Consider the following 23,860-nt stretch of genomic DNA (forward strand, 5'->3'; position numbering starts at 1 on the left):
CGCCGGACACCCATCGTCGAGGAGGACGAGCATGGTGCTGTCACGACCTGTTTCCGAGGACCGGAGCCGGAGGGGCATCGTGCGACGCGCGGGCTCGCTCGTCGCGGCTGCCGCCGTCGTCCTGAGCGGCCTGGTCCCCGCCGTCGCCGCCTCGGCAGCGCCGCTGCCCACGCCGCTGGCGTCGTACGACTTCGCCGCGACGACCGGAACCACGGTCCCCGACTCCTCGGGGCACGGACGCGACGCGGTCATCCGCGGCACCGGCTCGAGCGTCGACGGAGACGCCCTCTCGCTGCCGGGCGGAGCCTCGGGCTCCTCGGCCGCCTACGTCGAACTGCCCACGGGGCTCTTCGACGGCAAGAGCACCGTCACCGTCTCGGCCTGGCTGCAGGACCGCACCGGAGCGGGCAACCAGGCGGCGATGTTCTTCGGCACCACCGAGAACCTCCCCCAGCAGTACTGGTTGCTGAACCCCGCCAACCCGGCCGGCCAGGTCAAGTCGGTGCTGACGGACGGACCACGGATCGCGCAGCCCTGGACCCTCGAGCGGGGGATCGCGCCGACGGACGGAGCCCGCGGCATCCCGGGTCCCTCCGCCACCTCCGAGTGGGCGCTGTACACCACCGTGATCACCCCCACCTCGATCACCGCCTACCTCGGCGGCACCAAGATCGGCACGGTCGCCACCTCGCGCTCGGTCGCCGAGTTCGGCTCGGGCCTGGTCGCCTACATCGGGCGCTCCTCGTACCCCGACCGCGTGTGGAAGGGCGGCGTCCGCGACGTCGCCGTCTTCGACAGCGCGCTCAGCGACGACGACGTCAAGGCGCTCGTCGCACAGGGCACCCCCACGAACCAGCAGGACGTGGACACCGCCGCGCAGGCCCTCTCGGTCCCGGATGCCGATGACGTGCGCGGCAACGTGACGCTGCCCGCGACCGGGACGAATGGGACGACGGTGTCCTGGTCGTCGTCGAACGCGCAGGTCGTGACCGCCACGGGCGAGGTCACCCGGCCCGCCACGGGATCCGCCGCCGTGACCGTGAAACTGACCGCCACGATCGCGAAGGGATCCAGCCAGACCACTCGCGAGATCGAGCTCATCGTGCAGCCGAAGCCGGCGGCGCAGAAGCTCGAGGGCTACTTCTTCCCCTTCTTCACGGGGGAGAGCACCACCACCGACGAGGAGATCTCGTTCGCCACGAGCCGCGGGGACGACCCGAAGAACTGGCTCACCCTCAACGACGGCACGCCCGTCCTCACCTCGGACCAGGGGGAGAAGGGCATCCGCGACCCGTTCGTCATGCGCTCGCCCGACGGGGACCGCTTCTACATGCTCTCCACCGACCTGAACATGTTCGACCTCTACAACGGCGACTTCGGCCGCGCGCAAGAGGTCGGCAGCCGCAAGCTCAACGTCTGGCAGTCCGACGACCTCACGACGTGGAGCCCCCTGCGCCAGATCACCGTCTCGAGCGAGTTCGCGGGCAACACCTGGGCGCCGGAGGCCACGTGGGACGCCGACCGCGGGGAGTACGTCGTCTACTGGGCCTCGAACCTCTACCCGAGCGCGTCCACCACGGGTCGCAAGGCGGCCGACACGTATAACCGCATGATGATGGTCACCACTCGCGACTTCGTGACCTTCAGCGAGCCGCAGCCCTGGGTCGACGTCAAGCGCGGCGCGGGCAAGGGCACCATCGACGCCACCGTCGTGCGCGACGGCGACACCTACTACCGCTTCATCAAGGACGAGGCGTCGATGACCGTGCGCCAGGAGCGCTCGACCTCGCTCACCGCCACGGTCACCGGATCGCTTCCGACCACGACGTCGAGCCCCGGCTGGCAGCTCGTGAAGGAGCAGATCGGCGTCGGACAGCCCAACCCCTGGGGCGGCACGTTCACCAATGGCGAGGGTCCCACGGTGTTCGCCGACAACGCCGAGCCCGGTCACTGGTACATGCTCATCGACCAGCCGAGCTACCACGGCGGTCAGGGCTACATGATGTTCGAGACCCGCGACATCGCGTCGGGGACCTGGACCTCGGTTCTGGATGCCACCCTCCCGGCGCGCCCGCGCCACGGAACCGTCCTGCCGATCAGCGCCGCCGAGCAGCAGCGACTGCTCGCGGCGTATCCGACCGATGAGACCTCGGACTTCTCGATCACGGCTGACCCGAGCGCGAAGGGCGCCGAGATCGACGACGCGATGTACGGCGTCTTCTTCGAGGACATCAACAACGCGGCCGACGGCGGCCTGTACGCCGAGCTCGTCCGCAACCGTTCGTTCGAATTCCTGCCCGTCGATAACCGGGGCTTCACGGGGATGACCGCGTGGACACCGGTGGCCCTCGGCGGCGGCGCGGGCTCGGCGCAGCCGGTCAACGACGACAAGCGCATGAACGAGCGCAACCGCACGTACCTGCAGCTCGACCTCCGCAACGGGGCCGGGACCTACGGCGTCGAGAATGCCGGCTTCGACACGGGTGTGGCCCTTACGAAAGACGAGACCTACGACGTGTCGTTCTGGGCGCGGACCACGGCGACCGGCGGAACCCCCGTCTCGCTCGTGCTGCGTTCGGCCGACGGCACCGCGCTGTCGAACCCGTTCACGGCGACCGTGGGCGGCGACGGCTGGGTGAAGTACCGCGGCTCCGTGACGGCGACGGCCACGACCGACGCCGCCCGCGTACTCGTCCAGGCCGCCGGCACCGGGACCCTGCGCCTCGACGAGGTCTCGGTCTTCCCGCGCGACACGTTCATGGGGCGGACCAACGGTCTGCGCAAGGACGTCGCTCAGAAGATCGCCGACCTGCACCCGAAGTTCGTCCGCTTCCCGGGCGGGTGCATCGTCAACGTCAACAGCCACGCCGACTACTCGGCCGGCTCCAACTACGAGCGTGCGCGCTCGTACCAGTGGAAGGACAGCGTCGGCCCGGTCGAGACCCGTGCCACCAACGCCAACTTCTGGGGGTACAACCAGTCCCTCGGCCTCGGGTACTACGAGTACTTCCAGTTCGCCGAGGACATCGGCGCCAAACCCGTCCCCGACGTCCCCGCGCTCCTGAACGGGTGCGGGCAGGCGCTGCAGGCGACCGATCCGGCGCAGCTGCAGCGACACATCCAGGACACGCTCGACCTCATCGAGTTCGCCAAGGGCGACGTGACCACGACCTGGGGGAAGCTTCGTGCCGACATGGGGCACCCCGCTCCCTTCGCCCTCGATCGCATCGAGATCGGCAACGAAGAGAACTACCCCGAGGCCTTCATGGCGAACTTCGTGACCTTCCGGGATGCCATCGCCGCCACGTACCCGGACATGATCCTGATCAGCAACTCGGGCCCGGACGACACCGGGGCGGTGTTCGATCAGCACTGGGCGCAGAACCGGGCCCAGAAGGTCGACATGGTCGACGAGCACTACTACAACGACCCGTCGTGGTTCCTCTCGAACAATCACCGCTACGACTCCTACGACCGTCAGGGTCCGAAGGTCTGGATCGGTGAGTACGCCTCGCTCGACAACCGCTTCGCCAACGCGCTGTCGGAGGCGGCGTACATGACCGGCCTGGAGCGCAACGCCGACGTCGTCAAGATGGCCTCGTACGCGCCGCTGCTCGCCGACACCAGCAGCACGCAGTGGCGGCCCGACCTGATCTGGTTCGATCGCGACCAGGTGTGGGGCTCGGCGAACTACGAGGTGCAGAAGCTCTTCATGAGCAACGTCGGCGACCGGGTCGTTCCGACCACGGCGGGCGGGGATCTGGCATCCACCGATCTCGCCGGCGCCGTCGGCCTGTCGACGTGGAGCACTTCGGCCCGGTACGACGACGTGAAGGTGACGACGCCCGACGGGAAGACGCTCTTCTCCGACGACTTCGCCGACAAGAACGACGACGGGTGGTCGAAGCTCGCGGGCGCCGGATCGTGGTCGGCCGCCGACGGCAGCTACGTGCAGTCCTCGACGACGGCGAACAACACGCTCGTCGCCGGTCCCGCACTGACCGCCACCGACTACGACGTCTCGCTCAAGGCCACGAAGCTCGCCGGTGCCGAGGGCTTCCTCGTCGGCTTCGGCGTGAAGGGGTCGGCCGACTACCTGTGGTGGAACCTCGGCGGGTGGGGCAACACCCGTAGCGTCGTCGAGAAGGCCGCGGGTGGGGCGAAGTCGATCGTGGCGGACACGGGCACCCCCCGCGTCGAGACCGGTCGGACCTACGACCTGCGCATCCAGGTGCGCGGCGCCCGGGTGACCCTCTTCGCCGACGGCGTGCAGCAGGGGCAGTTCACCAACACGGCGGTCGAACCGTTCGCGCAGGTCATGACGACGGACGACACGAACGGAGACGTGATCCTCAAGGTCGTCAACGCCCAGGCCAAGGCCGCGGTGACCAAGGTGGATCTCGGTGGGCTCACCGTGCTCCCGACCGCGGACGTGACGACCCTGCAGGCGGCCCCGACGGCGCTGAACACGGCGACCTCGACGCCCGTGGCTCCGAAGACCTCGCAGATGCCGGTCTCGAGCACCTTCACGCACTCGTTCGAGCCGTACTCGGTAACGTTCGTGCGGATGCACACCCGTCCGGCCGACAAGACGGCGCCGACGGTGGCTGTGAAAACGGATCCGGTCTCGCCCGATGGCGCCGAGGGGTGGTACGTGTCGCAGCCGTCGATCACGGCCACGGCGACCGACGACATCGACCAGGCACCGCGCCTCGAGGTCAGCGCCGACGGGGGGAACACCTGGGCGACGTACACCGGCGCGGTGACCCCGGCGGAGGGGACGTCGAACGTGACCTTCAAGGCCACCGACGCCGCGGGGAACGTCTCGCCCTTCGTCACGGCGACGGTGAAGGTCGACCGCACGGCCCCGACGACGACCACGACGGTGGATGCCGCAGCCCGCACGGTCACGCTCGCCGCGAGCGACAGCGGGTCGGGAGTGGCGCGCCTGGAGTACCGCGTCGGCGACGCGGCGACCTGGACGACCGCGTCCGGAGCGCAGGCGGTCGTGAGCGTCGGTGCGGGGGCGACCACCGTGTCGTACCGAGCGGTCGACGTGGCCGGCAACATCAGCGGGACGGGATCGACCGCGGTCGGCGCGAACGCCGGAGACCCGACCCTGTCGGTCTCGGGCAACCTCGTCGCCGGGGGCGTCGTGACGGTGTCGGGAACGGGCTGGCCCGCGAACGCCGACGGGGAGCTCGAACTGCGCTCCACTCCGGTGCAGCTGGGCGCGGTCCGCACCGATGCCGGTGGGGCGTTCCTCGTGAACGTCACCCTCCCCGCGGACACCCCTGCGGGCGCGCACCGGGTGATCGCGCGTATCGGCGGAGTCGAGGCAGCGGTGGGAATCGAGGTCCGGGCCGCCGCGGGTGGCGCCGTCCCCGTCGTTCCCGCGGCTCCGAGTGCGCCGGCCGGTTCGACCCCGTCTCCGCTGGCGGTGACCGGCGGGGTGGTCTCGGGTGCGGCCCTCGCCCTCGGACTGCTCGCGGTGCTGGTCGGTGCGGCCCTGAAGCGCCGCCGCCGGGCGATCGGCTGAGGCCGGGCCGCCCGCAAGAAGGAACGAACGACGCCCCGGTCGCCGAGAGGTGGCCGGGGCGTCGGCGTTCCTCCGACGAGAAGAACGTTGCCCGGCCGCCGCAAGGCGACCGGGCAACCTCGGTCTGGAACAAGCAAGAACGTTGCCCTGCCGCCGTAAGGCGACCGGGCAACCCTGCTCGGAAACAAAAAGAACGTTGCCCGGCCGCCGTGAGGCGACCGGGCAACGGGGTACACCCGGAGGGGGATCAGCTCGTGAGCAGGCGCAGGCCGTAGGTCTGCAGGATCTCGTTCACGGGCTGGAAGTACGTCGTTCCGCCGGTCGAGCAGTTGCCCGAGCCTCCGGAGGTGACGCCCTGGGCCTGGTTGCCCGCGAGGAGCGAGCCGCCCGAGTCGCCCGGCTCCGCGCAGACGTTCGTGCGGATCAGGCCTGAGACCGACCCCTCGGCGTAGCGCACCGTGGAGTTGAAGCCCTGGATCTGGCCGCAGTGCCAGCCGGTCGTGGAGCCCGAGCGGCAGACGGTCGCGCCGACCGCGGCTGCGGTCGAGCCCTTCACGGCGACGCTGCCGCCGGCGTAGTTGGTCACCGATCCGACCGGGGTGTGGGTCGGCGTGCTCACCCAGGCGTAGTCGTTGCCGGGGAACGACGAGCCCTGGAAGGTGCCGTAGGTGGTGCTGTCGCCCGCGACGCCGCAGTGGCCGGCGGTGACGAACCCGCCCTGGACCGCGAAGCCCACGGAGCAGCGGCTCTGGTTGTTGATGTTGTAGGCGACACCGCCCTGGATCGTCGCGAACGTTTCGGGGGCCTCGGCCCCGGTCTCGAGTCGCACGGCACCGGCGGGGGCGTCGAGGGTGGCGACGAAGTCGGTCGCGGCCTGGTCGCCGCCGGCCACCACGTCGACGACGAGGTCGTTCTGTTCGACGTCGATCCACCACGACGGGATGACATCGGGCACGGTGCTCGATTCGATCTTCGCGGCGATCGCTTCGAGATCGTCGAGCGAATGCTCGGCGGCGACGGGCACGGCGCCCGCGTCGGCTGCGGCTTCGCGGGCCGCGTCGGTGGTGGCGGCGGCGTACACGGTGCGGGTCGACTCGTCGAGCCAGGTGCCCGCGAACGCCTCGCCCGCGACGGCGGCGACGTCGTCGGCGGTGTCGGCCGCGTCGGCCTGGAAACGCAGGACGTCCTGCGCGCCGGCGACGTCGGTGCCGAGGTCGGCGGCCATCGCCTCGAGCAGCTGCGCGTCGACTCCGTCGACGGCCGCGTCGGGCGACGACGTGGGGGTCTGCGCCAGCGCGGGGGCAGTGGCGGCGGTGGTCAGGAACAGGCCGAGGGCGGCTGCGCCCACGACGGTTTTCGATATGCGGTTCACGTTGGAGTGACCTTCCATCCAGGGGGATAAATGGCGGGGTACCCACCGCCATACAAACACGAGCCGGACGAAAAGCGAAGGATTTCCTGTGAATATCTGATCGGAGTCCAACAAGATCGCTGGCAGTCGCGGGCGGCCGATCCTCGGGTTGCGCGGCGGGCCGCCGAGGTGCCACGCGCGCGGTGTTTAGGCTGACGGGCATGAGCACGAACGACTCCGGCACCCCCGTTTCCGCGCTCTCCTCGGACCTCCCCGGCCGTGCCGCTCGTATCGCCGGGACTCTCTCGCGCCGGACGCCACCGACCGCCTCGCCCCGTCGTGGCGCGCTGCCCACGGACCCCGCCGCGGCGGACTTCCTGGCCGCCGCGATCGACGGGATCTCGCGCCCGGAGTCCCTCACCTCGGCGGCCTCCGCCCTGCACCGCCTCGTCGACGATCTGCCGACGTCGCTCAACTGGTTCGTCCGCGGCGCTCTGCAGGTGGGCGGCGCCGTCGCCCCCGTCCTGCCCAGTCCCGCCGTGCCGATCGCGCGTCGGGCTCTGCGCGATCTCGTCTCGGTCCTCGTCCTCGACGCGCGGCCCGAGCGTCTCGGGCCGTCGCTCGAGGCTCTCGAATCCCCGGTCGAGGTGCGCCTGGTCGGCCCCGCGGTGGTCGGCGATGCCGGGGCGCGACGCCGGCTCGACGGCATCCGATCGCTGCTCGTTCGAGAGGACGTGGAGCGGATTTCGCTCGCGATCTCCGACGTCGTGGTCGCACCGTCGCCGTGGGCCTTCGACGCCGAGGTCGAGCACGCGGCCGAGCGCCTGCTGCCGGTGTTCCTCGACGCGGTCGCCGCGCGCACGCACGTGACCCTCGTCGCCGAGGGGCGCGATGACCTCGATCTCACCGTCGCCGTGCTCACCCGCGTGCTCGAGGAGCCCCGTCTGACCGGGCTGCGGGCCGGCATCCAGGTGCCGATCGCCGTCGCCGAGACGGCCGCCGCGGTCCGCGAACTGTCGGCGTGGGCGCGCGTTCGCACCTCCGCGGGCGGTGCCCGCCTGACGGTGCGGCTGAGCGACGCCGTCATCGAGACCCCGGATGCCGTTTCGGCGGCGCGCCACGGGTGGCCCGCCCCCTCGGTCACGGCGCGCGACGACGTGGACGCCGCGCTCGTGCGCGGCCTGCGCGAGGCGCTGAGCGCGCGCGGGCAGGAGGGGTTCGCGGTCGAGGTCGCCACCGCCGACCCCGAGCGCGCCGCCCTCGCGCTCGCCCTCGCGGCGGAGGCCGGGGCCGAGATCGTGCTGGCGCTGCCGCACACCACCGCCTGGCTGCCGGGGGACGGGTACGTGCAGACGGCCCCCGCCGCGCATCCCGATGACCTCGACACCGTCGTCGCCCGCCTCGCCGCCGGGTACGCGCGAGCCGTGGCCGGAGCGCCCGACCTTCCCCTCGCTGTGCCCGATCCGCCCGCCGGCGCAGACGAAGTGGACGCCGACCCCCCGGGTGCCGTCGAGGCACCCGAAACCGCGTCGATCGCGGCCCGGGTGCGTCGCGCTCTCGCCGCGGCCGAGCTCCCCGGGCCCGCCGCGCGCGTCGCACGGCGCGGAGTCGAGGGCGATCCGGCGATCCTGCGGGAACGCGTGGGCGACGACGCCGCCGAGCCCGGGCTCACGCAGGCGGTGCTGGGCATCGCGCGAGAGGCCGCGGCATCCGGAGACACCTCCGCCCTGGGACCGGACGTGCAGCAGATGCTCTTCGGCGGCCAGTCGTTCGTCGACACGGCCGTGTTCTCGGCCCGCGAGAGCGCCGAGCTCGCCGGAGGAGCTCCCGGGTTCCGCAACGTCGCCGACACCGATCCGACCGTGCCCGCCGACCGTGCCTGGGCGGTCGCCGTCCTGGGCCGGGTGTCCGACTCGACCGCCGGTGACGCCACCGCCGCCGCCGGGCGCGTCGACGACGAGGCGGGACTCGACGCGGTGATCGACCGCGTGCGCACCGCCGCCGAGTCGTGGGGTGCGCTCGCCGCCGCGGACCGCGCCGCCGTCCTGCAGTCGGCCGCGCGCAGTCTCGAGCAGCGCCGCGCCGAGGTGATCGAAGTGCTCGCCTCGGAGGGAGGGGCGCTGCTCTCCGAAGCCGACGCCGAAGTGAGCCAGGCGGTGGATGCCGCCGCCTACTACGCGGCGACGGCGAAAGAACTCGACCGCGTCCCCGGGGCCGTGTTCGTGCCCGATCGGGTGAGCGTGGTCGCCCCCCGATGGAACGCCCCCGTCGGCCTCTGCGCCGCCGAGACCTTGGCCGCTCTCGTCGCGGGGTCCGGAGTGGTGCTCACACCCTCGCCGCGCGCTCGTCGTGCCGGAGCCGTCGTGGCCGAGGCGCTGTGGGCCGCGGGAGTACCGCGCGACCTGCTCGCCTACGTCGACCTCAACGAAGACGCGTCCGGGCGGGCCCTGATCGCGCACCCCGGCGTCGACCGTGTGCTGCTCGCCGGCGCGCGCACCACCGCCGAACGCTTCGCCGCGTGGCGCCCCGCGCTGCCCGTGCAGGCGTTCACGGCCGGACGGAATGTCGCGATCGTCGCCCCCTCGGCCGACCTCGACGCCGCCGTGACCGACATCGTGAGCGGCGCCTTCGCGCGCGCCGGTCAGGCCGCCACGGCCGTGTCGCTCGTGATCCTCGTGGGCGCCGTCGGGCGGTCCACGCGCTTCACTGAGCAGCTGAAGGATGCCGTCTCGTCGCTGCGAGTGGGACCTTCCGACGACCCGCTGTCCGACATCGGCCCGCTCGTCGAAGAACCCGCGGGAGAGGTGCGGCGCGCCCTGACCGTCCTCGGCGACGGCGAGCGGTGGCTCGTGGAGCCGCGAGAGCTCGACCTCGGGCCCGAGACGGCCGGCCGGTTCTGGTCGCCCGGCGTCCGCACGGGCGTCACCGCCGGCTCCCACCTGACCCGGGCCGCGGTCGCGGCGCCGGTGCTCGGCATCCTGCACGCTCCCACCGTCACCCGCGCGATCGAGTTGCAGAACGCGATCGGATCGGGGTTCGTGGCGGGCCTCCACACGCGCGATGAGGCAGACCTCGACCTCTGGCTCGACAGCGTCGAGGCGGCCGTCCTGCGGGTGAACCGCCCCTCGACCGGAGCGGTGATCCAACGCGAGCCCCTCGGTGGCTGGGGTGAGGCGTCCGCCGGTGACGGCGCCATGTCGGGCGGGCCGAACCGCCTCGTGACCCTCGGCTCGTGGCGCCCCTCGACGGGCGGGGCGTCGTCGTCGACCCTGCACCTGCGCGGCCTCGACTCGCGGATCACGGCGCTCATCGAGGCGGCTCAGCCCACCCTGTCGTACGAGGCGTTCGACTGGCTCCGTCGCGGAGCGCTCGCCGACGCCGTCGCGTGGGACCGCGAGTTCGGTCGCGTGCGAGACGTCTCGCGCCTGGGCGTCGAGCGCAACCTCCGTCGCTACCGGCCGGTCGACGTGGCCGTGCGTGCGACCGCCGACGCCGCGTGGCAGGCGGTCCTGCGCGTCCTCGTCGCCGCCGTCCGGTCGGGTTCGACCTTCAGCCTCAGCACGCCGGTGGGGCTGCCCGCGGCGGTCCGGCACCTGCTGGGCGAGAGCGGTGTCGCCGTGTCGGTCGAGAGCGATGCCGAGTGGCTGCAGCGCCTGGCGGGTGGCATCCCGGATGCCGCCGCCGACGACGCCGACACCCTCGTCGCGGCCCCGCGACCGGGTCGCCTGCGCCTGGTGGGACCGGCCGACACCGTCGCCGCGCTGCGCGCGGCCGTCGCCGAGACGGTCGGCGGGGACGTCTCGCTCACCGTGTACGCGAACGAGGTCACCACCGCGGGTCGCCTCGAGCTGCTGCCGTTCCTGCGGGAGCAGGCGGTGTCGATCGGGGCGTTCCGCTTCGGTGCGGTCGACGCGTGGAGTGCTGCGGTCATCTGAGCGGTGTCCCGTCCTCGGCGCCGGCTGAGCCCCGCCCGTGCGCCGAGGACGCCCTCGTTCGCCGAGGACGCACGTGATTGGCGCCCGTTTCGTGCGGCTTCGCCGAAGGGACGCGTCCTCGGCCGCCCCCACGGGGTTTCGAAAACGTTTAGCGTGAACCCCGCGCCGGGGTAGCGTTCGTCGAAACCTCGAGGAGCACCGATGACCGCTGCCCACCTGACCGTCGACCCCCGCTTCGCGATCGGCCACGTGCGCCGACGCCTGTTCGGCGGATTCGTCGAGCACCTCGGTCGCCACGTCTACGACGGCATCTACGAGCCGGGCCACCCGGCGGCGGACGAGCAGGGGTTCCGCACCGATGTGCTCGAGCTCGTACGCGAGCTGGGCGTGTCGATGATCCGCTACCCCGGGGGCAACTTCGTGTCGGGGTTCCGCTGGGAAGACAGCGTCGGCCCGCGTGAGCAGCGCCCCCGCCGTCTCGACCTCGCGTGGCACTCGACCGAGACGAACGAGGTCGGCCTGCACGAGTTCGCCGACTGGCTCGACAAGGCCGGCTGCGAGCTCATGCTGGCCGTCAACCTCGGCACGCGCGGTGTTCTCGAGGCGCTCGACCTGCTCGAGTACAGCAACGTGCCCGGCGGCACCGCCCTGTCGCAGCGGAGGATCGACAACGGCCGCGCCGAGCCGTTCGACGTGCGCGTGTGGTGCCTCGGCAACGAGATGGACGGATCGTGGCAGCTCGGTCACCGCTCGGCCGACGACTACGGCACGCTCGCGGCGCAGACCGCCCGGGGCATGCGGCAGATGGACCCCTCGATCGAACTGGTCGTGTGCGGGTCGTCGGGGGCCGCGATGCCCACGTTCGGGGAGTGGGAGCGCGAGGTGCTCACCCACACTTACGACGACGTCGACATGGTCTCGTGCCACGCGTATTACCAGGAGCACGACGGCGACGCGGCCTCGTTCCTCGCCTCGGCCGTCGACATGGACCGCTTCATCGAGGCGGTCGTCGCCACCGCCGACCACGTCGGCGCCGCCCGCGGCAGCAGCAAGAAGATCGACATCTCGTTCGACGAGTGGAATGTCTGGTATATCGACCGCGTCGACGCCGTGAAGCCCACCGCGATCGACGACTGGCCCATCGCGCCGCGCCTGCTCGAAGACGTGTATTCGGTCCTGGATGCCGTCGTCTTCGGCAGTCTCCTGATCTCGCTGGTGAAACACGCCGATCGCGTCGCCTCGGCCTCGCTCGCACAGCTCGTGAACGTGATCGCCCCGATCATGACCGAGCCCGGCGGCCCCGCGTGGCGCCAGACGACGTTCTTCCCCTTCGCCCTCACCTCGCGCCTCGCGCGGGGCGAGGCGGTGCGTCTGCGGGTCGAGGCGCCCACGATCGACACGGCGCGGTACGGCACGGTTTCCGCGGTGGATGCCGTGGCCACCGTCGACGACGCAGCGGAAGCCGTCGCGGTGTTCCTCGTCCACCGCGGCCTCGAGCGACCGGTGGACCTCGAGATCGACGTGAGCGCCTTCGGCGAGGTCGGGGTGGTCGAGACGCACCTGCTGCACGACGACGACCCCGGGGCGTCCAACACTCTCGACGACCCCGAACGCGTACGGCCGCGAACGGTGCAGACGCGCCTGGGGAACGGCATCCTGTCCCTGACTCTGCCGCCGGTCGCGTGGGCTGCGGTGTCGCTGCGCCGGGTCGGCTGAGTCGCGCGTCAGCGGTCGTTGCCCTTCGCGGGCGTCTCCGTGAAGGGCGACCCTCTTCGCGGCGGACCGCCGCGCCGAGCCACTCGCTCTCGCGTGCGGGCGCGTGCGAGAATGACACCGGCGTGCCCGGACCGACCTTTCCCCGCACGGCGCCACATCGATCCGATGAGCGCCGCACGGGTTCGAAGGGCCACCGGGCCCCAGGACAGCGTCCGCCGCACCTTTCCTCCGAGGAGCAGAGATGTCCGCTACCCCCACCGCCACCGCCGCCGAGTCCTCGACCGGCGCGCGCGTGCAGCAGCACCGCCGGTACCTCATGTGCCGCCCCGAGCACTTCACGGTGAGCTACAGCATCAACCCGTGGATGGAGCCCTCGCGGCCCACCGACACGAACCTCGCCGTGCAGCAGTGGCAGGCGCTCTACGACACCTACGTCTCGCTCGGGCATGAGATCGAGCTCATCGACCCGCTCGAGGGTCTGCCCGACATGGTCTACACGGCCAACGGCGGCTTCGTGATCGACGGCATCGCGTACGGCCCGAAGTTCCGCTTCCGCGAGCGTGCCGCCGAGGCCCCCGCGTTCATCGACTGGTTCGCGGCGAACGGCTTCGAGGTCGCCGAGCCCGTCGAGGTCAACGAGGGCGAGGGTGACTTCCTCCTCGTGGGAGACACGATCCTCGCCGGCACCGGCTTCCGCTCGACCGGTGACAGCCACCGCGAGGTCGGCGAGGTCTTCTCGCGCGAGGTCGTGTCGCTGACGCTCACCGACCCGCGCTTCTACCACCTCGACACCGCGATCTCGGTGCTCGACCCCGTCGAGGGCCCGGGCGGCGTCGAGAAGGCCAACATCGCCTACCTCCCCACCGCGTTCGACGAGAAGAGCCAGGCGATCCTCCGCGAGCGCTACCCCGACGCCATCCGGGTGGCGGATGCCGATGGCGCGGTCTTCGGCCTCAACTCGGCCAGCGACGGCAAGAACGTGATCATCTCGCCGCGTGCCGTCGGCTTCGAGGCGCAGCTGCGCGAGCGCGGCTACACCCCCGTCATGGTCGACCTCTCCGAGCTGCTGCTCGGCGGCGGCGGCATCAAGTGCTGCACCCTCGAACTGCGAGGCGGATCCCGATGAGCACCACCGTCGACGACCTCGGCGCCCGTCTCATCGCCGAAGAGGGCGCCCACCTCGCCCACAACTACCACCCGCTGCCGGTCGTCGTCTCGCGCGCCGAGGGCGTGTGGGTCACCGACGTCGAGGGCAAGCGCTACCTCGACCTGCTCTCGGCCTACTCCGCGCTGAACTTCGGCCACGGCCACCCGGCGATCCTCGCGGCCGCGCGCGAGCAGCTCGACCGCTTGACGCTCACGAGCCGCGCGTACCACAACGACCGTCTCGGGCCCTTCGCCACGGCGCTCGCGCAGCTCTGCGGCAAAGACACCGTGCTGCCGATGAACACCGGCGCCGAGGCCGTCGAGACCGGCATCAAGGTCGCGCGCGCCTGGGGTTACCGCACCAAGGGCATCGCACCTGATGCCGCGACCATCATCGTCGCGAACGGCAACTTCCACGGCCGCACGACCACGATCGTCGGCTTCAGCGACGACCCCACGGCGCACGACGACTTCGGTCCGTACGCTCCGGGCTTTGTGCACGTGCCGTACGGAGACGCGGATGCCATCGCCGCGGCGATCGACGAGAACACCGCCGCGGTGCTGCTCGAGCCCATCCAGGGCGAGGCCGGCGTCGTCATCCCGCCCGAGGGGTTCCTGCAGCGCGTGCGCGAGATCTGCACGGCGAACAACGTGCTGTTCATCGCCGACGAGATCCAGTCGGGCCTCGGACGCGTCGGTGAGACCTTCGCGTGCGACCGCGAGGGCGTCGTGCCCGACGTGTACCTGCTCGGCAAGGCGCTGGGCGGCGGCATCCTGCCCGTGTCGGCCGTCGTCGCGGACGACGACGTGCTCGGCGTCATCCACGCCGGTGAGCACGGGTCGACCTTCGGGGGAAACCCGCTGGCTGCGGCCGTGGGTCTGCGGGTCGTCGAGATGCTGGCATCCGGAGAATTCCAGACCCGCGCGAAGGCGCTGGGGGCGCACCTCGAGGCGTCTCTGCAGACCCTCGTCGGCCACGGCGTCACCGCCGTGCGCATCGCGGGCCTGTGGGCCGGCGTCGACATCGATCCGGCGTACGGCACCGGCCGCGAGGTCGCCGAGAAGCTCCTCACCCGCGGCGTGCTCGTGAAGGACACGCACGGCCAGACGATCCGCATCGCCCCGCCGCTGACGATCCGCGCGACCGAGCTCGACTGGGCCGTCGAGCAGATCCGGCACGTGCTCGCGGGCTGAGCGCGCTTTCCCCGCGCGAGGGGTCAATTCCTGTCGCCTCCGGACACCCCAGGCGACCGAAGATGACCCCTCACGCGAGGGGGCTCAGACCACCGACACCGTGCGCTGATCCCAGCCCGTCGCGCCGTCGGGCGCGGGAGCGGCCGTGTCGGAGGTCTGGGTCTCGCCGGTGGCCGACACCGCGCGGCAGCGGATGACGTGCGAGCCGCTCTCGGCGTTCCACGGCAGGCTCCACTGCACCCACGTGTCGGCCGAGATCGCCGTCGCGAGCGTCGCCTTCTGCCAGGGCCCGTCGTCGACCTGCACCTCGACACCCGAGACGCCGACGTGGGTCTGCCACGCGACCCCGGCGATGACCGTGTCGCCCGCGGCGAGCTGCGCGCCCGAGCGGGGCACGTCGATGCGCGACTGCAGCTTCACGGGTCCGCGCTCCGACCAGCCGCGCGAGGTCCAGTAGCCCTCGGCGCGGTCGAAACGGGTGACCTCGAGCTCGCTGACCCACTTGGTCGCCGAGACGTAGCCGTACAGACCGGGCACCACCATGCGCACGGGGAAGCCGTGCTCGATCGGCAGCGGTTCGCCGTTCATTCCGATCGCGAAGAGCGCGTCGCGGTCGTCGGTGAGGGCCTCGAGGGGGCTGGATGCCGTGAACCCGTCGACCGAGCGCGAGAGCACCATGTCGGCCTCGGCGGTCGGCTTCGCGCGGGCGAGGATGTCGCGGATGGGCACGCCGAGCCAGCGCGCGGTGCCGATGAGGGAGCCGCCCACCTCGTTCGAGACGCACACGAGGGTCGCGACGGTCTCCTGCTGGGGGAGGGCGACCAGGTCGTCCCACCGCAGCACGACCTCCTGCTCGACGAGACCGTGCACGCGCAGGGTCCAGGTCGAGGGGTCCACCTGGGGCACGACGAGCGCGGTGTCGATGCGGTAGAAGTCCGAGGCGGGCGTGATCACCGACGCGAGCCCGTCGATGCCGAGGTCGGCGGCGGCGGGAACCGTCGTCGTGGTGGCCGGGGTGGGCAGCCGCAGCGCCGCTCGGATCGCGCTCACCGCTCGCGCCCCCCCGCTCAGCGCGAAGGACCCGGCGGTGGCCATCACCCCGGCCAGCACGGCCACGCCCGAAAGGGCGAGCACGCTGCGGCGCGAGACGCCGTCGTCGGCGGGGGTCTGCACGGAACGCCGGCGGAGCCGGGCGACCAACAGCCCGGTCACCAGAGCGGCAGCCGCCCCCGCCACGAGCGAGGGCAGGGGCGACAACGTCCCGGCATCCGCCCGCGTCATCGAGACGATCGCGCCGATCACGCCCAGTGCGACGAGGACGACGCGTCCCCACGGGGCTTTCCGGCGCTCGAGCACGCCGGCGACCCCGGCGACGACCAGCAGCAGCACCGCGATGCCGACGAGCAGGGCGGCCTTGTCACCCGTGCCGAACAGATCGATCGCGAGGTTCTTCGCCCAGGCCGGAGCGAGGTCGATCATGCCGCCGCCGATGACCGCGAAGGGGCTCGCGGTGGGCGACACGATCGCCGCGGCGAGCTCGCCGAGGCCGGCGCCGAACACGGTGGCGGCGATGGACGCGACGATCGCTGCGAGGTCGCGGCGGCGGGAAGATGCGGGGGTCACGAAGGGAGCCTAGAGAGCGCCGGGCGCTCGGGCGCCGGGCGCGCGGTATTCACAGCCAACCGGCATCCGTCGCTCCGGCCAGTACGGGACGGACCCCCGTGTCAAGGTTCTGTCGGTTTCTTCCCGTCGTCCGCATGCTGTCGCGGTGAACCACCGCGGCCACTCGGCATTCCCCCTGCTCCTCCCCGACGACACCCCCGACCTCGATGAGGTCCGTGCGGCTGTGGGGCGGATGGATGCCGACGGTGCCTCCGCCACCGACGTCGCTGCCACACTCGCCTGGGCGACGAGCCTCGTCCCGCCGCGTTCGCTCGGTGCGACCTGGGAGCTGCTCGCGTCGGTCGCCGCGCGCGATGTCGCGATCGCCCGCATGCTGGAGCCGCACCTCGACGCCCTGTCGATCCTCGCCGAAGCCACCCGCGAGGGGATCGACGTCGACCTCGAACCGGGTGGGTCGTGGGGTGTCTTCGCCGCGGAGGGATCGGGCATGCGCCTCGAGGCACGGCACCACGACGGCGTCTGGACGCTGCACGGCTCCAAGCCCTGGTGCTCCCTCGCCGCCGACCTGGACCGCGCTCTCGTGACCGCGTGGGTCGATGACGAACGCCGGCAGCTCTTCGCCCTCGATCTGCGAGACCCGGCCGTGAGGGTGCGGACCGGTCCCTGGCACGCGCGCGGGCTCGAGCGGGTCGTCAGTGCCCCGATCGACGTCGATGGAGCGGTCGCCGTCCCCGTGGGCGAGCCCGGCTGGTATCTCCGTCGACCCGGCTTCGCGCACGGTGGGGTCGGGGTGGCCGCGTGCTGGTGGGGCGGAGCCCTGCCGCTCCGCGACGCGCTGCGCGAGGCCGCCGCGTCCGACCGAGCGGACCAGCTTTCGCGCGTGCACCTCGCTCGCGCCGACACCGCGCTCTGGGCCGCCCGCACCGTGCTGCGCGAGACGGCGGCGGTCTTCGGTGCGGGCGGTTCGGCATCCGAGGGTCTGCGCGCCACCCGCGCCCGCACGGTCGTCGCGGAGGCCGTCGAGACGACCCTCGCCGAAGCCGCGCACGCCCTGGGGCCGCTGCCCCTCGTCGCGGATGAGGCACACGCGCGACGCGTCGCCGATCTGCAGATCTACCTGCGCCAGCACCACGGCGAGCGCGATGCCGCGAGAATCGGCGGCGACATCGCGACGGGAGCGGGCGCGTGGTGAGCTTCGACCATCGCGAACCCGGGACCGACGAGCGCGTCTGGGCGGACGCCCTCCGCCGCGACTCGCCACCTCTCGATCTGGACGTCGACCACCTGATCATTGTCGCCGCGCACCCCGACGACGAGAGCCTGGGAGCGGCGGGGCTGCTCGCGACCGCGGCCGCACGTGGCATCCGGATCGATCTCCTCGTCGTCACCGACGGCGAAGGCTCTCACCCCGAGTCGCCGACGCACAGCCCCGCGACTCTCGCCCTGCTTCGCCGCCGAGAACTCGTCGACGCCGCACGCATCGTGGGGCTGGTCGCCGACCCGGTCTTCCTCGGTCTGCCCGACGGCGGGACGGACGAGCATCGGGATGCCATCACCGAGGCGCTGCGCGAAGCGATCGACGCCGCGGCGGGCCGGCGCGTGCTGGTGGTGTCGCCCTGGCGAGGGGACGGGCACCGCGACCACCGGGTCGTCGGAGAGATCGTCGAGCAGGTCTGCGCCGCGCGCGGCGTGCGATCGCGCGCCTTCCCGATCTGGCTGTGGCACTGGGGCGGCCCCGACGACGTGCCGTGGGATCGCGTCGAGCACCTCGCCCTCGAGCCTCGTGCACGCGACCTTAAGACCCGCGCTCTCGACGCGCATCGCAGTCAGCTCGAGCCGCTGTCAGCCGCTCCGGGGGACGAGCCGATGATCCACGCGCGCATGCACGCCCACTTCGTCCGCGATGCAGAGGTCTTCCTCGTTCCGGAGGCGCCCTCGACCCCGGCGGGAAGCGTCGGCCGCGAGTACTTCGACGACATGTACGCCCGGCACGAGGACCCCTGGGGCTTCGACTCGCGCTGGTACGAGGAGCGCAAGCGCGCCGTCCTCCTCGCCGCTCTCCCGAGGCGCACGTATCGCTCGACGCTCGAGGCCGGGTGCTCCACGGGTGCTCTGACCGCGCAGCTGGCCGACCGCAGCGACCGGGTGCTCGCCGTCGACCTCGCGCCCACCGCCCTCGATCGCGCGCGGGCGCGGCTCGCGGGGCGCGAGAACGTCGAGTTCCGCCTCGCGACGCTGCCCGCGGCGTGGCCCGAGGGCGAGTTCGAGCTGGTGGTGGTGTCGGAGGTGGCGTACTACTGGGCGGGGGCAGACCTGGATCGCGGGCTCACGGCGGCCGTCGCCTCGCTGAGCACCGACGGTCACCTGGTCGCGTGCCATTGGCGGCATCCCGTCGCCGAGTACCCGCACACCGGCGACGAGGTGCACGACGCGCTCGCCGCGCGACCCGACCTGGTGCGCCTCGCGCGGCACGAGGAGCAGGACTTCGTGCTCGAGGTGTACGCGCATCCGGGCGCTCTTTCGGTGGCGGCCGAATCGGGGCTCGTCGCATGAGGGCCCTGGCCGTGGTCATCCCGGCGCACGACGAGGAGGCCCTGATCGGTCGATGCCTGGCATCGGTCACCCGGGCGGTGTCGCTCGCGCGCGAGAGCCAGCCCGACCTCGACATCGCGGTCGTCGTCGTGCTCGACGCGTGCAACGACACCACCGCCACCCAGGTGCGGCGCTGGCCCGTCGAGGCGGTCGAGATCGCGGCACGTCGCGTGGGCACCGCCCGTCGGATCGGCGTCGCGCACGCTGTGACGCGGCTCACCGCCGGCGCCGACGACACGTGGATCGCGATGACGGATGCCGACACCGTCGTGCCCCCGAACTGGATCACGCACCAACTCGACCTCGCCGACGCCGGGGTCGACCTCGTCCTGGGAACGGTCCGCCCCGACTTCGCCGACCTCAGCGCCCGACACGTCGCGTACTGGCGTGCCACCCATCACCGGGGCAGACCTCCCGGAAACGTCCACGGAGCCAATCTGGGCGTGCGGGCGAGCACGTACGCCCGGGCAGGTGGCATCCCGGATCTCGCCGAGCACGAGGACGTGGCCCTCGTCCGCGCGGCACGCACCCTCGGTGCGCGGGAGCGGGCGAGCGACGTGCACGAGGTCGAGACCTCGGGCCGTTTCACCGGCCGCTCGCCCGCGGGATACGCCGCGTTCCTCGCGCGCGTGCACGCCTGGGTCGACGCTCCACCGCTGGCGGCTCCCGGCGCCTGACCCACCGGGTGGGGGTTCGTCAACCACCTCCGCCGCTCCGCACCTTCGCCGCAGACTGGCCATCCCCGGAATGAGAGGCATCACCATGAAGGCACTGACCTGGCAGGGCAAGCGCAACGTGAGCGTCGAGGAGGTTCCCGACCCCGAGATCCTCGAGCCCACCGACGCGATCGTGAAGATCACCTCGACGGCGATCTGCGGCTCCGACCTGCACCTCTACGAACTGTTCGGACCGTTTATCGACAAGGGCGACGTGCTCGGCCACGAGCCGATGGGCGTGGTCGTCGAAGTCGGCTCGGCCGTGACGAACCTCGCCGTCGGCGACCGGATCGTCGTGCCCTTCAACATCTCGTGCGGCCACTGCTTCATGTGCCGCCGCGGACTGCAGTCGCAGTGCGAGACGACGCAGGTGCGCGAGTACGGCAGCGGTGCCGCGCTGTTCGGTTACACCAAGCTCTACGGCCAGGTGCCGGGCGGCCAGGCGGAGTATCTGCGCGTGCCGCTCGCCGACTACAACCACATCCGCGTCGGCGACGACCTGCCCGACGACCGTTACCTCTTCCTCAGCGACATCGTGCCGACCGCCTGGCAGGGCGTGCAATACGCGAACGTGCCCGAGGGCGGGACGCTCGCCGTCATGGGCCTCGGCCCCGTCGGCCAGTTCGCGGCCCGCATCGGCGTGCACCTCGGCTACCGGGTCCTCGCGATCGAGCCCGAGCCCGAGCGCCGCGCGATGGCCGAGCGCCACGGCGTGCTCACCTACGACCTGACCGACACGGTGGTCGACGAACTCGTCGATCTCACCGAGGGGCGCGGGGCGGATGGAGTGGTGGATGCCGTGGGCATGGAGGCCCACGGGAACGGCGGCATCAAGCTGGCCCAGAACGCCGTCGGGCTGCTCCCCGACGCCCTCGCGCAGAAGCTCATGGACAAGGCCGGACTCGACCGCCTCGCCGCGGTCTACGCCTCGATCGACCTCGTGCGCCGAGGCGGAACCGTCTCACTGAGCGGTGTCTACGCGGGTGAGGCCGACGTGCTGCCCATGAAGACGATGTTCGACAAGCAGCTGAACCTGCGCATGGGCCAGTGCAACGTCAAGCGCTGGATCGACGACCTGCTGCCGCTCGTCGAAGACTCCGCCGACCCGCTCGGCGTGATGGACCTGGTCACGCACCACGCCCCCCTCGAAGACGCCCCCGGCCTGTACGAGACCTTCCAGAAGAAAGAAGACGGCTGCATCAAGGTCGTGCTGCGCCCCGGCGCCTGAGCCGCGCCGCACCCGCGTGAGGGGTCGATTCCTGTCGCCTGGAGCAGCGCCAGGCGACAGTTTTCGACCCCTCGCGCGCGCTCGCGGCGCAAGAGCGCGGGTGGGAAACGTGTCCGCAACACGGTGCTGGGTAAAGTCGTCGCATGGGTGACCTGTTCGACGGTTACGGCTCCACGCTGGCGCCGCGCAAGACCGCATCCGGCATCCCGGCGTTCGACGAGATGTTCGGCGTTCCGGCGAGTCCCGGAGAAGCCGCCCCCTCGCGCGAGGCGTACCGGGAGCTGTACCAAACGCTCGCGCAGATGACGCAGGAAGAACTGCGCGGGCGCACCGAGTCGCTCGCGAGTTCGTACCTCGCGCAGGGCGTGACCTTCGACTTCGCGGGGGAGGAACGTCCCTTCCCCCTGGATGCCGTGCCCCGGGTCATCGCGTACGACGAGTGGTCGCGCATCGAGGCCGGCGTGAAGCAGCGGGTCAAGGCGCTCGAGGCGTTCCTCGACGACGCCTACGGCAATCAGCACTGCGTGCGCGACGGCATCCTGCCCGCGGGTCTCATCTCGTCGTCGCAGTACTTCTACCGCCAGGCGGCCGGCATCCGCAGTGCGAACGGCGTGCGCATCCAGGTGTCGGGCATCGACCTGATCCGCGACGAGCACGGCGAGATGCGCGTGCTCGAAGACAACGTGCGCGTGCCCTCGGGCGTCTCGTACGTCATCTCGAACCGCCGCGTCATGGCGCAGACGCTGCCCGAACTGTTCGTGTCGATGCGCGTGCGCCCCGTCGGGGACTACCCGAACAAGCTGCTCGCCGCGCTCAAGGCGTCGGCCCCGCCCGGGATCGACGAGCCCAACATCGTCGTGCTCACCCCCGGCGTCTACAACTCCGCGTACTTCGAGCACACGCTGCTCGCGCGTCTGATGGGCGTCGAGCTCGTCGAGGGGCGCGACCTGTTGTGCATCGGCGGCAAGGTGTTCATGCGCACGACCCGCGGCCCGCAGCGCGTCGACGTGATCTACCGCCGCGTCGACGACGACTTCCTCGACCCGCTGCAGTTCCGCGCCGACTCGATGCTCGGGGCGCCCGGGCTCATGCTCGCCGCACGCCTGGGCAACGTGACCATCGCCAACGCGGTGGGCAACGGCGTCGCCGACGACAAGCTGCTGTACACGTACGTGCCGGACCTCATCCGGTACTACCTCGCCGAAGAGCCGATCCTCAAGAACGTCGACACCTGGCGTCTCGAGGATCCCGGCGCCCTCGAAGAAGTGCTCGACCGCCTGCCCGAGCTCGTGGTGAAGCCGGTCGACGGCTCGGGCGGCAAGGGGCTCGTCGTGGGTCCCGATGCTTCGCCCGCCGAGCTCGACGCGCTGCGCAAGCGGCTCGCGGCCGACCCGCGCGGCTGGATCGCCCAGCCCGTGGTCATGCTCTCGACCATCCCGACGCTCGTCGAAGACGGCATGCGTCCCCGTCACGCCGACCTCCGCCCCTTCGCGGTCAACGACGGCGACGACATCTGGGTGCTGCCCGGTGGCCTGACCCGCGTGGCGCTGCCGGAGGGCCAGCTCGTGGTCAACTCCAGTCAGGGCGGCGGCTCGAAGGACACGTGGATCGTCGGCGGCTCGGCCCCCTCGCACGTCGAGTACGGCCAGGGCAACGGCGTCTCGGGACTCGTCGCCGACCAGGCCGCGGTCACCGAGTCGATCCCGATCATCTACGACGGACAGCCCGCTCCCTCGACCTCGCCGCGCGATCCGCGCCCGGGCGGAGGGCCCTCGGGCAAGGAGCAGCAGGAGCAACAGCAGCAGGATGCCGCCGTGCAGCACGGTCCGCAGGCCGAGCAGCAGCAGCAGGCGCGGGAGGCGGGGTCATGCTGAGCCGCATCGCAGAATCGCTGTTCTGGATCGGCCGCTACATCGAGCGCAGCGACGGCACCGCCCGCATCCTCGACGTGCACCTCCAGCTGCTGCTGGAGGACCCGTGGATCGACGAGGACACCGCGTGCCGCTCCCTGCTCAGCGTAATGGGGTCGGCGTGGCCCGAGAACGTCGACACCGTCCGCCGCGACGACGTGCTCGCTCGCCTCGCGGTCGATCGGATGAACCCGTCGAGCATCGCGTACTCGATCACCGCGGCTCGCGAGAACGCCCGGCGTGCTCGCGAGATCGTGTCGACGGAACTGTGGGAGATCCTCAACACCACGAACGCGCGGATGCCGCGGCGCCTGCAGACCGACAAGGTCCACGAGTTCTTCCAGTGGACGCGCGAGCGGGCGGCGCTGGCCATCGGCATCGTCGATTCGTCGACCAACCGCGACGAGGCCTGGCAGTTCTTCACCCTCGGCCGGAGCATCGAGCGCACGGACATGACCGCGCGACTGCTGGCCACCCGCTCGCTCACCGAGGTGTCGGGCCCGTCGTGGACGACGATCCTGCGTTCGTGCGGCGCGTACGAGGCCTACCTGCGCACCTATCGCGGCATGCCGAGCGCCCGTAACGCGGCGGAGTTCCTGTTGCTCGACCGCCTCTTTCCGCGCTCGATCATCTACTCGATCCAGCGCGCCGAGGACTGCATGAGCGCGATCGACCCCCGCGCCGATCGCGTCGGGCACTCGAACACGGTGCTGCGTGCTCTCGGTCAGATCCGCAACGATCTGGAGTACCGCCCGGTCAGCGACATCCTGGCCGAGTTGCCCGAGCACATGCAGCGGGTGCAGACGGTCACGCGCGAGGCGTCGGAAGCGATCCGCTCGCGCTTCTTCCCCACTCAGGCCGAACCGTCGTGGATCGGAGAGATCTCATGACGGATGCCGCGACCGCCGTC

Annotated in this window: 13 protein-coding genes and 1 pseudogene; 12 read left to right on the forward strand and 2 right to left on the reverse strand. The window is 71.6% G+C overall.

All coding sequences use genetic code 11. The features are described from left to right. Positions 1–31 precede the first annotated feature (31 nt). A complete protein-coding gene (locus BLS25_RS05605; RefSeq protein WP_081349694.1) occupies positions 32–5,539 on the forward strand; it encodes an alpha-L-arabinofuranosidase C-terminal domain-containing protein in 5,508 nt (1,835 codons plus the stop codon). A 247-nt stretch (positions 5,540–5,786) separates the two neighbouring features. Here BLS25_RS05605 and BLS25_RS05610 read toward each other — a convergent pair whose 3' ends face one another. Beyond that, positions 5,787–6,887, reverse strand: a complete 1,101-nt coding sequence (locus BLS25_RS05610; RefSeq protein WP_235556906.1) for a S1 family peptidase — start codon at positions 6,885–6,887, stop codon at positions 5,787–5,789. A gap of 224 nt (positions 6,888–7,111) precedes the next feature. Between BLS25_RS05610 and BLS25_RS17295 the strand changes: the two are divergent. The 5 genes and pseudogenes from BLS25_RS17295 to rocD form a co-directional block, all read left to right on the forward strand. Further along, a pseudogene (locus BLS25_RS17295) lies at positions 7,112–8,167 on the forward strand (proline dehydrogenase family protein); the annotation flags it as partial. Between the two features lie 207 nt (positions 8,168–8,374). Continuing rightward, the gene (locus BLS25_RS05615) at positions 8,375–10,825 is read left to right on the forward strand and encodes an aldehyde dehydrogenase family protein (RefSeq protein ID WP_442586993.1); all 2,451 of its coding nucleotides are present in this window, start codon (positions 8,375–8,377) and stop codon (positions 10,823–10,825) included. Between the two features lie 201 nt (positions 10,826–11,026). Continuing rightward, positions 11,027–12,541, forward strand: a complete 1,515-nt coding sequence (arfA, locus tag BLS25_RS05620) for an arabinosylfuranosidase ArfA (RefSeq protein WP_074694722.1) — start codon at positions 11,027–11,029, stop codon at positions 12,539–12,541. Positions 12,542–12,782: 241 nt separating this feature from the next. Beyond that, positions 12,783–13,667 (forward strand): dimethylargininase, encoded by an 885-nt coding sequence (gene ddaH, locus BLS25_RS05625; RefSeq protein ID WP_056224470.1) that lies wholly within the window; start codon positions 12,783–12,785, stop codon positions 13,665–13,667. Further along, positions 13,664–14,881 carry an ornithine--oxo-acid transaminase gene (rocD, locus tag BLS25_RS05630; protein WP_074694723.1) on the forward strand — a complete coding sequence of 406 codons (1,218 nt, stop codon included), beginning with the start codon at positions 13,664–13,666 and terminating at the stop codon, positions 14,879–14,881. The genes ddaH and rocD overlap by 4 nt, the downstream gene beginning before the upstream one ends. Before the next feature lie 84 nt (positions 14,882–14,965). Here rocD and BLS25_RS05635 read toward each other — a convergent pair whose 3' ends face one another. Further along, entirely contained in the window at positions 14,966–16,504 is a 1,539-nt protein-coding gene (locus tag BLS25_RS05635) for a molybdopterin-dependent oxidoreductase (protein WP_074694724.1), read from the reverse strand. A 145-nt stretch (positions 16,505–16,649) separates the two neighbouring features. Here BLS25_RS05635 and BLS25_RS05640 point away from each other — a divergent pair, with 145 nt between their 5' ends. The 6 genes from BLS25_RS05640 to BLS25_RS05665 all read left to right on the forward strand — a co-directional run bounded on the left by BLS25_RS05640 (position 16,650) and on the right by BLS25_RS05665 (position 23,840). After that, positions 16,650–17,696: an acyl-CoA dehydrogenase family protein gene (locus BLS25_RS05640; RefSeq protein WP_256335542.1), complete on the forward strand. Its 1,047-nt coding sequence runs from the start codon at positions 16,650–16,652 to the stop codon at positions 17,694–17,696. Further along, the gene (locus tag BLS25_RS05645; RefSeq protein ID WP_256335543.1) at positions 17,693–19,057 is read left to right on the forward strand and encodes a bifunctional PIG-L family deacetylase/class I SAM-dependent methyltransferase; all 1,365 of its coding nucleotides are present in this window, start codon (positions 17,693–17,695) and stop codon (positions 19,055–19,057) included. The genes BLS25_RS05640 and BLS25_RS05645 overlap by 4 nt, the downstream gene beginning before the upstream one ends. Then, the gene (locus BLS25_RS05650; protein WP_074694725.1) at positions 19,054–19,773 is read left to right on the forward strand and encodes a glycosyltransferase family 2 protein; all 720 of its coding nucleotides are present in this window, start codon (positions 19,054–19,056) and stop codon (positions 19,771–19,773) included. The genes BLS25_RS05645 and BLS25_RS05650 overlap by 4 nt, the downstream gene beginning before the upstream one ends. Before the next feature lie 85 nt (positions 19,774–19,858). Further along, positions 19,859–21,040 (forward strand): zinc-dependent alcohol dehydrogenase, encoded by a 1,182-nt coding sequence (locus BLS25_RS05655; RefSeq protein WP_056224462.1) that lies wholly within the window; start codon positions 19,859–19,861, stop codon positions 21,038–21,040. 143 nt (positions 21,041–21,183) lie between these two features. Further along, positions 21,184–22,914: a circularly permuted type 2 ATP-grasp protein gene (locus BLS25_RS05660; protein WP_074694726.1), complete on the forward strand. Its 1,731-nt coding sequence runs from the start codon at positions 21,184–21,186 to the stop codon at positions 22,912–22,914. Then, positions 22,908–23,840: an alpha-E domain-containing protein gene (locus BLS25_RS05665; protein ID WP_056224458.1), complete on the forward strand. Its 933-nt coding sequence runs from the start codon at positions 22,908–22,910 to the stop codon at positions 23,838–23,840. The genes BLS25_RS05660 and BLS25_RS05665 overlap by 7 nt, the downstream gene beginning before the upstream one ends. Positions 23,841–23,860 lie beyond the last annotated feature (20 nt).

This window comes from Microbacterium testaceum StLB037 (genome assembly GCF_900104345.1).
In the GTDB taxonomy this organism is placed as follows: domain Bacteria; phylum Actinomycetota; class Actinomycetes; order Actinomycetales; family Microbacteriaceae; genus Microbacterium; species Microbacterium testaceum_A.

Bases quoted from the DNA above. Each gene is read 5' to 3' on its own strand.
- arfA (WP_074694722.1), top strand. From the start codon at position 11,027: ATGACCGCTGCCCACCTGACCGTCGACCCCCGCTTCGCGATCGGCCAC.
- BLS25_RS05605 (WP_081349694.1), top strand. From the start codon at position 32: ATGGTGCTGTCACGACCTGTTTCCGAGGACCGGAGCCGGAGGGGCATC.
- BLS25_RS05660 (WP_074694726.1), top strand. From the start codon at position 21,184: ATGGGTGACCTGTTCGACGGTTACGGCTCCACGCTGGCGCCGCGCAAG.
- BLS25_RS05655 (WP_056224462.1), top strand. From the start codon at position 19,859: ATGAAGGCACTGACCTGGCAGGGCAAGCGCAACGTGAGCGTCGAGGAG.
- BLS25_RS05650 (WP_074694725.1), top strand. From the start codon at position 19,054: ATGAGGGCCCTGGCCGTGGTCATCCCGGCGCACGACGAGGAGGCCCTG.
- rocD (WP_074694723.1), top strand. From the start codon at position 13,664: ATGAGCACCACCGTCGACGACCTCGGCGCCCGTCTCATCGCCGAAGAG.
- BLS25_RS05665 (WP_056224458.1), top strand. From the start codon at position 22,908: ATGCTGAGCCGCATCGCAGAATCGCTGTTCTGGATCGGCCGCTACATC.
- ddaH (WP_056224470.1), top strand. From the start codon at position 12,783: ATGTCCGCTACCCCCACCGCCACCGCCGCCGAGTCCTCGACCGGCGCG.